General features: G+C 66.0%; 9 protein-coding genes. 6 read left to right on the top strand and 3 right to left on the bottom strand.

The features are described from left to right. Positions 1 to 283 precede the first annotated feature (283 nt). The 3 genes from IQ216_RS07975 (at position 284) to IQ216_RS07965 (ending at position 3,594) form a co-directional block, all read left to right on the top strand. Positions 284 to 565, top strand: a complete 282-nt coding sequence (locus IQ216_RS07975; RefSeq protein ID WP_186696854.1) for a 2Fe-2S iron-sulfur cluster-binding protein — start codon at positions 284 to 286, stop codon at positions 563 to 565. 137 nt (positions 566 to 702) lie between these two features. Continuing rightward, entirely contained in the window at positions 703 to 3,111 is a 2,409-nt protein-coding gene (locus tag IQ216_RS07970) for a glycogen/starch/alpha-glucan phosphorylase (protein WP_228007280.1), read from the top strand. 177 nt (positions 3,112 to 3,288) lie between these two features. Continuing rightward, entirely contained in the window at positions 3,289 to 3,594 is a 306-nt protein-coding gene (locus IQ216_RS07965; protein WP_193815059.1) for an RNA-binding protein, read from the top strand. Between the two features lie 148 nt (positions 3,595 to 3,742). Here IQ216_RS07965 and IQ216_RS07960 read toward each other — a convergent pair whose 3' ends face one another. From IQ216_RS07960 to IQ216_RS07950, 3 genes are all read right to left on the bottom strand, one after another. Further along, positions 3,743 to 4,543 carry an acyl-CoA desaturase gene (locus IQ216_RS07960; RefSeq protein ID WP_193815058.1) on the bottom strand — a complete coding sequence of 267 codons (801 nt, stop codon included), beginning with the start codon at positions 4,541 to 4,543 and terminating at the stop codon, positions 3,743 to 3,745. Positions 4,544 to 4,657: 114 nt separating this feature from the next. Beyond that, a complete protein-coding gene (locus IQ216_RS07955; RefSeq protein ID WP_193815057.1) occupies positions 4,658 to 5,047 on the bottom strand; it encodes a helix-turn-helix domain-containing protein in 390 nt (129 codons plus the stop codon). A gap of 377 nt (positions 5,048 to 5,424) precedes the next feature. Then, entirely contained in the window at positions 5,425 to 7,593 is a 2,169-nt protein-coding gene (locus IQ216_RS07950) for a glutamine synthetase III (RefSeq protein ID WP_193815056.1), read from the bottom strand. Positions 7,594 to 8,077: 484 nt separating this feature from the next. Between IQ216_RS07950 and IQ216_RS07945 the strand changes: the two genes are divergently transcribed. The 3 genes from IQ216_RS07945 to IQ216_RS07935 all read left to right on the top strand — a co-directional run. Next, entirely contained in the window at positions 8,078 to 8,329 is a 252-nt protein-coding gene (locus IQ216_RS07945; RefSeq protein WP_193815061.1) for a DUF2811 domain-containing protein, read from the top strand. 19 nt (positions 8,330 to 8,348) lie between these two features. Continuing rightward, positions 8,349 to 8,732: a DoxX family protein gene (locus IQ216_RS07940; protein WP_193815055.1), complete on the top strand. Its 384-nt coding sequence runs from the start codon at positions 8,349 to 8,351 to the stop codon at positions 8,730 to 8,732. A gap of 76 nt (positions 8,733 to 8,808) precedes the next feature. Continuing rightward, the coding region (locus IQ216_RS07935; protein ID WP_228007279.1) for a sigma-70 family RNA polymerase sigma factor at positions 8,809 to 9,327 on the top strand (519 nt) is incomplete at its 3' end.

The raw sequence follows: 9,327 nt of genomic DNA, 5'->3' as shown, positions 1-9,327 counted from the left end.
CGCAGCAGCTGGCGGGGGTGGCTGGCGACCAGCAGGAGGGGGCGGAGCCGGGGCAGTCATCGCTCAGGGGCCTGCGGCGGTGGTGATGGGTTACCAGCCTGCCGCCGGGCCCGCGCGACTGAGGGCCGAGCGGTGTGTCCCTGCTCCCCCACGCCCCATCGGGGCACGGGGGAGGGGAGCCGATGTGATCGAATCATCACAGCGGTGTTCCCGATCACAGGATGGGAACGGCGCCGGGGATGCAATGGAGTTCTCCCACCGAGCGCCCCTGGGCTCCCTTGCCATGGCCAGCTTCACCATCAGCCTCGACGACGGCCGCAGCTTCAGCTGCAGCGACGACACCTACATCCTGGATGCGGCTGAAGAGGCCGGCATCGATCTGCCCTATTCCTGCCGAGCCGGCGCCTGCAGCACCTGTGCCGGCAAGGTGCTCAGCGGCAGCGTCGACCAGTCGGACCAGAGCTTCCTGGACGACGAACAGATCGAAGCCGGCTTTGCCCTGCTGTGTGTGAGCTACCCCCAGAGCGACTGCTCAATCAAGCCCGACATGGAGAGCGAACTCTGAGCTGCCCCGACGAGCCCTGACCCGTTTCCCTCACAGGGCCGGCCTTCTGTAGTGATCCCGACAGCACCAAGCTGGCGCCAGAAGCAGAACGGATCTTCTTTCAGCCCGTCCCGGCTCCCATGGCCGATCCCAGCTCCATGAGCCGAAGCTGCTTCATCCACCGGCCCCTGGCCGAAGACATGCAGCGGCATCTGTTCTTCAGCCAGGCCAAGGCCCCCTCGCTGGCCACCCGCCACGACCACTACCGCAGCCTCGCCCTGGCGGTGCGCGATCGTCTGCTGCACAACTGGGTCGACACCGCCGAGACCTACACCTGCGCCCAGGTGCGTACGGCGGTGTACCTGTCGGCGGAGTATCTGCTGGGACCTCACCTCGACAACAACCTGGTGAACCTGGGCCTGCGCCAGGAAGCAGAAGACGCCTGTGAGCAACTGGGGCTCGACCTGGAGCAACTGATCGACGAAGAGCCCGAGCCCGGGCTGGGCAACGGCGGGCTCGGCCGGCTGGCCGCCTGTTTCCAGGAGTCGATGGCCACGCTGGAGCTTCCGGCCATCGGCTATGGCATCCGCTACGAGTTCGGTATCTTTCGTCAGCAGATCACCTCCCGGGGCCAGCAGGAGATCACCGATGCCTGGCTGGCCCAGGGCAACCCCTGGGAAGTGATCCGGCCGGAGTGGAGCTACCCGGTGACGATCGGGCAGCACACGGTGATCGGCGTGGCCTACGACACGCCGATCCTCGGCTATGGGGTGCGCACCGCCAACACCCTGCGCCTGTGGGCCGCCGCAGCGCCTGAGGCCCTCGACTTCGCCTCCTTCAACGCCGGCGATTACACCAAGGCCGTGCTGCACAAGATGCAGTCGGAAACCCTCTCCAAGGTGCTCTATCCGAACGACGAGATGGAGCAGGGCAAGCGCCTGCGCCTCTCCCAGCAGATCTTCTTCGTGAGCTGCTCTCTGCAGGACATGTTCCGGATCCTCAAGGGTCAGGGGCTGCCCGCCACCGCCTTCCACACCAAGTTCGCCGTCCAGCTCAACGACACCCACCCAGCCATTGCCGTGGCCGAGCTGATGCGGCTGCTGCTGGATGACCACCAGCTCGACTGGGAGACCGCCTGGGGAGTCACCACCGCCAGCCTCAGTTACACCAACCACACCCTGCTGCCGGAAGCCCTCGAAACCTGGGGGGTGGAGCTGTTCCAGCAATTGCTGCCGCGCCACCTGCAGATCATCTACGAGATCAACGCGCGCTTCCTGCGCATGGCCCGGATCAAGTACCCGGGCCAGCCTGAGAAGCTGGCGCGCCTCTCATTGATCCAGGAGGGTCCGCAGCGCAAGGTGCGCATGGCCAACCTGGCCGTGGTGGGCTGTCACCAGACCAACGGGGTGGCCGAACTGCACAGCGAACTGCTGCGCCGCCACGTGCTCGCCGACTTCGCCGAGCTCTGGCCCGATCGCTTCACCAATGTCACCAACGGCGTCACGCCGCGGCGCTGGATGCTGGTGTCCAACCCCGGCCTGGCCAGCCTGCTGGATGAGGTGATCGGCAGCCAGTGGCGCCGCGATCTCACCCATCTGCAGGATCTCTCCGGCCACATGGAGGATCCGGGCTTCCTGGCCCGCTGGATGCAGGTGCGTGACGCCTCCAAACAGCGCCTGGTGCACCACATCCACCAGAGCCAGGGACTGCTGCTCGATCCGGCCTCGATTTTTGATGTGCAGGTGAAGCGCATCCACGAGTACAAGCGCCAGCACCTGGCGGCTCTGCACGTGGTGGAGCGCTATCTGCGGCTGCGCAACGGCGAGGACCTGCCGCCACGCACGGTGATCTTCGGGGGCAAGGCCGCTCCGGGCTATGCCATGGCCAAGCTGATCATCCGGCTGATCATCGGCATCGCTGAAATCGTGAACATGGATCCCGCCATGGAGGGGCGGCTGCGGGTGGTGTTCGTGCCGAATTTCAGCGTGAGCCTCGGCCAGAAGATCTATCCCGCCGTGGACCTCTCCGAGCAGATCTCCACCGCCGGCAAGGAGGCCTCCGGCACGGGCAACATGAAGATGGCCCTCAACGGCGCCCTCACGATCGGCACCCTCGATGGCGCCAACGTGGAAATCCGCGACCGGGTGGGCGCCGAGAACTTCTTCCTCTTCGGCCACACCGCTGAACAGGTGCAGGAGTTCGATCAGATGGGCTACCACCCCATGCCCTGGATCGAGAAAGACCCCGTGGTGCGTGCTGCGATCGAGTTGATCGGCGCTGGGCACTTCAGTGAGGGCGATCGCGACCTCTTCCACCCACTGCTGGCCAACCTCACCAGCCACGATCCCTTCAAGGTGATGGCCGACATCGGCGGCTACAGGCTGGCCCAGGAGCAGGTGGATGCCTGCTGGCAGGACCCGACCCGCTGGGCGCGCATGTCGGTGGCGAACACCATGGGCTGTGGCTTCTTCTCCAGCGATCGCTCGATCCAGGAGTACGCCGAGCGGATCTGGAACGTGCAGCCCGTCGCCGTGGAGGCCACAACCAACGCGTTCCAGAAGGCCTGAGGCCCTGGGCCAGCTTCCGGAGCGTCCTGCTTCAGTCGTGTAGGGTGAAAGGGATTCAGAAGCAGTCTTCAGCAGGTTTCTCTCCGAAACGGCGGCTCCAACAAGGTTTCTCCACTAGGCCAGCAACTTTTCTCAGGGCTTCGACGAATCGATTCATTGACTCAAAGACCAGATTTCATGACCATTTACGTAGGCAACCTCTCGTTCGACGCTGAGGTTGAAGACGTTCAGCACCTGTTCTCCGAATACGGCGCTGTGCGCAAGTGCACCCTGCCCCTCGACCGTGACACCGGTCGCAAGCGCGGGTTCGCCTTTGTCGAGATGGCCAACGAGGCCGACGAGACCAAGGCCATCGACGATCTTCAGAACGTCGAATGGATGGGCCGCAACATCCGTGTCAACAAGGCTGAGCCCCGCACCGGTGGTGGCGGTGGCCGCCAGTACGCCGGCGCCGGCGGCGGTGGCGGCGGCAGCCGCTGGTGATCAGACCGGTTGACTCGGCTGGTCTCACCAGCTGATTCAACCGGCACGCACTGATTCAGCTCCCCAAGCCGTCCCTCTCGGGGGCGGCTTTTTGGTGTGACCTGTAGTGTGACTCCCGGCGCAGGCAGGGGCCGCAGAGGCGCCAGCCTCAGCGTGCCCTGGCCAGGAGCGCGTGATCACTCGGCAGCCGCAACTGACTGGCCCAGCCGAGCTTCTGCAGCAGGCGCACGAAGCTGTAGGTGGGATCAGGCAGCCGGCGCACCTTGCCATGGCGCAGCGTGAACCCCTGCCGCACCGAAGCCTGGAAGCCATGGTGCAGATTGTGCCAACCCTCACCCAGGGTGATCAGTGCCACAAAGCCATTGTTGCGACTGTCATCGCCCGTGTTGAAGGGCTGGTCGCCGAAGAGGTGGGCCAGGGAGTTGACGCTGGCCACAGCGTGGTAAAGCACCACGGTGCTGAGACAGAACGCGCCCAGCCACTCCAGCCCGCCCAGTTGCCAGGAGAGTGCCGCCAGGGCCAGCACGGGCACCACATGCAGGCGATCCATCATGCGCAGCACCGGATCGGCTTCGATGTCTGCCGGGAGTTCGGCAGGGTGGAACTGGGGCGTGAGCAGCCAGCCCACCTGGGAGTGCCAGAAACCGCGCCAGCCGTTGGCGGATTGCAGCGGCGTGTGGGGGTCGGCCGCCGTATCCACATGGCGATGGTGCTGCAGGTGGTGCGCTTTCCACCAGCTGGGGCCCATCTGGCCGGAGGAGCAGGCCACCAGGGAGCCGATCCACCACACCATGCGCGGAGCTCGGTAGCTGCCGTGGGTGAGCAGCCGGTGGTAGATGGCGGTGGTGCCGAGCATCCTGAGCAGATAGAGGGCCACGGCCCAGAGGGCCGCTCCCACACCCAGACCAGTCCACAGCAGTACGGCGCAGCCCAGATGGATGACAATCATCAGCTTGGGGCCCAGGCCGTGCAGCAGCCGCCTCAACAGGAAGGGGCGTTGGCCGGCCGCAACAGGGGTTGACAGAACAATCTCACGGACAGGATTGATCCTAGGCAAATGGGCCTAGGCGGATGAGGCCTGCGCCAGCACCAGGGCCGCCCGCTGCGGATGGCCACGGCGAAAGTGGCGATCTTGCTCAGCCCGCCGGCAGGTGAGCAGGAACAGGGGCATGGCGATGCCGAAGGTGGCTTCGAAGCGGGTCAATGTGTCTGCACTGCGCTGCAGGCCGCAGGCCAGGATGGCCCTGGTGAGCGAGCGGCGGGGCTGCCTGGTGATGGCCGCAAACAGGCGGTTGAGCCGATGGTGCTGCAGGGCCTCGTAGGGGGTCATGCCCCGCGACTGGTCGAAGCAGAAGTCGAGGCAGGCCTCCGAAATGCCCAGGGCGTCGGCCACTGCGGCCATGGCGATCGGACGCCGGAAATGCAGAGCGAAATAGCCCAGGGCCTGGCCCACAACCAGGCGGCTCAGGGCTGGGCTCGCCGCGGGACAATCCCTGGGAATGGCGCGGATCAACGGCAGGACTCCCGATCCTGAGGGCATGCCCTCGTCATAGGCAGGACATGACGGGAGCACCAGAGGTGTGGGCTGGAGTGGAACAGATCGATGCCTGCTGCAACCAACCGAATCAGGGCTGAGGAGCGCGAATCAGGGCCTGCGATCGGGAAGGTCGCTGGGGCGCAGCACAATCACCACCGCGCCTACCACGATCAGCACGATCAGCACCAGGCCGGCCCCGATCGGAAGCGCCAGATCAGGATCCATGGGTCGCTCTGGGCAGGGGGCTTTCGCCATCCTGCCCAGAGCCAACCGAAAGTGCGAGCCAGCCAGGCTCAGCGCATGAACAGCATCTCCTGGTAGGTGGGCAGCGGCCAGGCGTCATCATCGATGAGCTGCTCGAGACCATCGGCGGCGGCGCGGATCTTGAGCATCACCGGCAGCACCCCATCGGCACAGTGGCGCAGGTGGGCATGAATGCCGTCGGGATGCACCGCCATGGCCTCCTCCAGGGCCGTGCAGCCTTCCAGCAATTGCCCGCAAAGCGACTCCATCGTCTTGAGCATGGAGTTGTCGGGGGACAGGCCCACCTTCTCCTGGCTCTTGATCGAGAAGGCCATCTTGCCCAGGGTGTCCGACACCGCCGGATAGATCTGGGTGCGGGCCAGGCGCAGCAGCAGGCGGGCCTCCACCTCGATCGCCTGCACGTACTGCTCGGCGTAGACCTCGAAGCGGCTTTCGAGCTCCAGCGGGGAGAGCACGCCCTGGCGCTCGAACAGGGCCTTCACGTCTGGGCGCTCCAGCACCGGCAGGGCGTCGGCGGAGGTGGGCAGGTTCTCGAGTCCACGCTCCTCCACAGCGATGCGGTGCCATTCGGAGGAATAGCCATCCCCCCCGAACACCACATCACCGTGCTGGTTCATGACGTCCTTCATCACCGCCAGGGCCGCCTCATCGAGGCTGCTGCCGGCGGCCATGGCGGCCTCCAGCTGGTGGTTGACCCACTCCAGGGAATCGGCCAGGATCGTGTTCAACACCACCAGCGGACCAGCCACCGACTGGCCGGAGCCAACAGCCCTGAACTCGAAGCGGTTGCCGGTGAAGGCGAAGGGGGAGGTGCGGTTGCGGTCGCCGGGATCCTTGTTGAGCTCGGGCAGGGTGTCGATGCCAAGGGACATCAGCGCCGCCTGGGCCGAACCCTGCAGGCTGCCCGAGCGGATCTGCTGGAACACATCCTCCAGCTGGCTGCCCAGATACACCGAGATGATCGCCGGCGGCGCCTCGTTGGCCCCGAGGCGATGGTCGTTGCTGGCGGTGGCGATGGCGGCCCGCATCAGCGGACCGAATAGGTGCACGCCGCGGATCACGGCGGAGCAGAACAGCAGAAACTGCAGGTTCTCGTGGGGCGTGGAGCCCGGATCGAGCAGGTTGCCCTGGGTGGGATTGCCGATCGACCAGTTGACGTGCTTGCCGCTGCCGTTGACGCCGGCGAAGGGCTTCTCGTGCAGCAGGCAGCTGAAGCCGTGCTTCTTGGCCGTGCTCTTGAGCACGGTCATCGTGAGCTGCTGGTGGTCGGTGGCCACGTTGGCGGCCTCGAAGAAGGGCGCCAGCTCAAACTGACCCGGGGCCACCTCGTTGTGGCGGGTCTTGGCAGGAATGCCGAGGCGATACATCTGCCGCTCGACGTCCTGCATGAACACCTGCACCCGTTCGGGGATGGCGCCGAAGTAGTGGTCATCGAACTGCTGGCCCTTGGCCGGAGGGGCTCCCACCAGGGTGCGACCGGCGAGCTGAAGGTCGGGCCGCAGGGCGGCGAAGGCCGAATCCACCAGAAAGTACTCCTGCTCAGCGCCGCAGCTGGAGTTCACCGTGGCGATTTCGGTTTCACCCAGCAGCGTCAGCAGGCGCTGGGCCTGCTTGTTCATCGCCTTGTTGGAGCGGAGCAGCGGGGTTTTCTTGTCGAGGGCCTCGCCGGTCCAGGACACGAACACCGTGGGGATGCAGAGAGTGACCCCATTGGGGGTCTCCATCAGATAGGCCGGGCTGGTCACGTCCCAGGCGGTGTAGCCGCGGGCCTCGAAGGTGGTGCGGATGCCGCCGTTGGGGAAGGACGAGCCGTCAGGTTCCCCCTGAACCAGCACCTTGCCACTGAATTCGGTGAAAGCTGAGCCATCGCCCTGGGGCGAGATGAAGCCGTCGTGTTTCTCCGCGGTGAGGTTGGTGAGCGGGTAGAAGACGTGGGCGTAATAGAGGGCACCGCGGCTTGTGGCCCAGTCCTTCATGGCCTGGGCGACCACATCGGCCACGGAGGTATCGAGCTTGCTGCCTTCGCGGATGCAGCGCTGGATCGATTTGAAGACGTTCTTCGGCAGCGCCGACTTCATCTTCTCGAGCGTGAACACATCGCTGGCCCACAGCTCTTCAAGCGAGGTGGCGGGCGTGGTGGGCACCAGGGGCCGCGCCAGGATCGTGTCGATGGCGTGGAGCCGCGGGTTTGAAGGCATAGTCCGAAAATGGGCTGTGGGTTAGCCAAGCCCGCCGACCATCCCCCCCAATGGCGCGATTGATACAACTCGTCGAAGTGCTTCTGGACCGACGCGGTGGAGCGATGACCAGAAGGCCTCTGGGCCGCTGCGACCGATCACCATTGCTGAGCAATCAACTTTTCCGCCGCTCCTGTGGTTTTTCCCCACTGGCACGCGGGGTTTTCCCCAGCCGTCACGGCGGGCAACCGGCCCAGCGGCGCCGGCGTGGCCAATCTCCGTGGAAAAGCGGTTCTCCCGTTGACGGCCCGGGGCCGAGGCCTGACGGACTCGGGGCAAGCCGGCAGCAACTCCCCAGGCAGCCCCATCCCCACTCACTTCTCAGCGTGCGTCTTGGCGGGATGGGGCCCTGAGCCGCGGCTTTGACGCCGGCCACTCGCCATGGCCTGATGGGGTCGAAGCGCGACTGAGCCCCTTGAGCGACACCCCGTTGAGCCGCAGCCCGATGAGCGCCATCCCCAACCATGCCCCGGCCACCGTGTCGATCGAAAACCAGTTCCCCGAAGACCTGTTCGAGGCGATGGGCGAGTTCGTGCGCACCCATCCCCAGTGGGACCAGTACCGGCTGATGCAAGCCGCCCTGGCAGGATTCCTGTTCCAGCAGGGCTGCCAGGATCGGGCCGTGGTGCGTCACTATCTCGACGGACTGTTCCAGCGGGAGAACACCTCCGGCAAGCCGGGAACGGCCCCAGCCTGAACAACCTGCCTGCCCAGCCATGACCCGTTCGTTTTCCTGGTGGGCCGCCCTCGGGCGCACCCTGCTCTGCCTGGTGTTCCTGCAATCCCTGCTGGGCAAGCTGGGGGGCTTCGGGGCGGTGGCAGCCCAGATGCAGCAGCGGGGGCTGCCCATCCCCGCAGTGGTGCTGACGGTGTCGATGGCCCTGATGGCCGTGGGCTCGGTCCTGGTGATCAGCGGCTGGCGTCAGCGCCTGGGGGCTGCCCTGTTGCTGGTGTTCCTCGTGCCCGCCTCCCTGGTGTTCCACACCGCCCTGGAGGATCCCCAGGAACGGATCCAGCTGTTCAAGAATCTGGCCATCATGGGGGGGCTGCTGCTGGTGATTGATCGGGAGGCGCCATCCGATCGGCCCATTCGCCGGTAAAGGCTCCAGACCGCTCCCTGCCTAGACGGCCATGGCGCCCCCGCACCCCCGATCTGCCCAGGGAACAACTGGCGCCTTGAAGCAGCCAGCTGCGCTGCACGCCGGCTCAGCCGAGGCGCCGGACCTGGAGATCGACCACGGTGATCTGGCGTCGCTCTACGACGCCTACAGCCCGGCGGTCTACCGCCTGGCCCTGCGGCTCTGCCGCAGCAGCCACGCCGCCGAAGACCTGGTGCACGATGTGTTCCTGCGCTTCTGGCGGCAGGGCAGCTATGACCCCAGCCGGGGGCCCGTGCTGGCCTATCTGCTGCTGCTCACCCGCTCGATGGCCCTGAACAAGCTGTCCCAGCAGCGCAACCGCTGGCAGATCCTGCAGCAGTGGTCCCACCAACTGCTGGGCCACGAGCCCCCCAGCACCCAGCGCTGGGCCGAGCTCACCGACCTGGGCGAGCGCATGGCCCTGGCCCTGGGTCAGATCGATCCCAAGCAGCGGCAGGTGCTGGAACTCGCCTACTACCAGGGTCTGAGCCAGTCTGCGGTGGCGGAGCGGCTGCAGATCCCCCTGGGCACGGTGAAGACCCGCTCCCGCCAGGGC

The sequence above is a fragment of the Cyanobium sp. LEGE 06143 genome, assembly GCF_015207535.1.
GTDB lineage: Bacteria > Cyanobacteriota > Cyanobacteriia > PCC-6307 > Cyanobiaceae > NIES-981.
Note: the sequence above shows the minus strand (reverse complement) of the source record. Positions and strands in the feature narration are given on the sequence as shown.